Raw genomic sequence first — 1643 nt, 5'->3', positions numbered from 1 at the left:
GGCCAAGTTAAGGCGAATATAGACGAACGCGGTAATCGGACTGAGTATCGCTACGATGATGCGGGTCGGTTGATAGAGACGATTTATCCGGATGATACGCCAGACGATTTATCAGATAATCCGCGTAGCAAGTCTGAGTATAATAATGCAGGACAGCGAGTCAAGGAAATTGATGCTCAAGGTCATGCGACTCGGTTCGTTTACGATAATCTGGGACGCTTAGTTGCAACGCATTTTGCTGATGGAACTAAGGCAGAAACAATTTACGATGCACTCGGTCGTCGGGTTGCTGCGATCGACCAAGCGGGTAATAAAACCGAGTATGAATACGATGCACTCGGTCGCTTGACGGATGTGGTGCAGTTCCTCAATGGCGAAGAAATCCGGACTGAGTATGGTTACGATGAATTGGGTCGATTAATTTGGCAGGAGGATGCCAACAACCGTCGAACAAATTACGAGTACGATAACCTGGGTCGTCGCATTGCAGTCGAATTACCTGAAACTCAACGTTCTACGACAGAATATGACGCCGTAGGTAATACTTTTAGCGTTACCGACTTCAATGGGGACACCATTACTTACAACTATGACGCGCAAAATCGTCTCGTTGAAAAGCGAGTGGGAGAAACGTCAATTGCCAGTTTCACCTACACCCCAACTGGACAACTAGAAACCGTAACGGATAATCGCGGGGTGACGAGTTATGTCTACGATGAACTCGGTCGGTTGCTTTCTCGGACTGACCCAGATGGACAGTATCTCGCCAGTGGTGCTTCAATTGAATATGGATACGATGCTGCGGGAAATCGCACTTCTGTAACGACTCCAACGGGAACGGTAGAATACGCTTTTGACTCGCAAAATCGTCTGAAAATGGTGACGGATGATGCTGGAGTCACGAGTTATTCCTATGATGATGTTGGCAATTTAATCCGGACTGAGTTACCGAATGGGGTAGTAGAAACTCGGACTTATGATGAATTGAATCGGTTGGAGTCGGTGAGTTATGTCAAGGATGGAACACTCATTGCTAGTTACGATTACACTCTCGACCCAGTGGGACATCGCCGGGTTGTTGAAGAACGTGATGGCCGGAAAGTAGAGTATGAATACGATGATTTGTATCGTCTAACCAAAGAGACGATCGCTGACCCCGTAAATGGGAACCGCACCATAGAGTACACCTATGATGCGGTGGGAAATCGCTTGAGTCGGATTGATTCGGTTGAGGGGACGACGACTTATGTTTACGATGAGAACGATCGCCTGATTCGGGAAGAGTTGACTACTGATGGGGGTCTGGTTCGTGCGATCTCCTACCGTTATGACGACAATGGCAACACGATAGAACGGGTTGAGAAGGATGGGAATAACAATGTCGTAGGGAATACGACGTACTCCTGGGATAAGGAGAATCGTCTGGTTGGGGTGACCACATCAACTGGGGATGTCATCAGTTACGAGTATGATACTGATAATATTCGGGTCAGTTCGACGGTGAATGGGGTGACGAGGGAGTACCTCGTGGATAAGAACCGTCCCTATGCTGAGGTGTTGTCGGAATATGTGGATGATGCTGTTGCGGTCAACTATCTGCATGGACTGGATTTGATTTCTCAGGAAAGGGATGGGAGTGAGTC

Annotated in this window: 1 pseudogene; it reads left to right on the top strand. The window is 47.8% G+C overall.

Features of this window, described 5'->3' with window-relative positions:
• A pseudogene (locus tag NG792_RS28380) lies at positions 1–1643 on the top strand (putative Ig domain-containing protein); the annotation flags it as partial.

Origin of the sequence: Laspinema olomoucense D3b (assembly GCF_025370785.1) — a bacterium.
Lineage (GTDB): Bacteria > Cyanobacteriota > Cyanobacteriia > Cyanobacteriales > Laspinemataceae > Laspinema > Laspinema olomoucense.
Note: the sequence above shows the minus strand (reverse complement) of the source record. Positions and strands in the feature narration are given on the sequence as shown.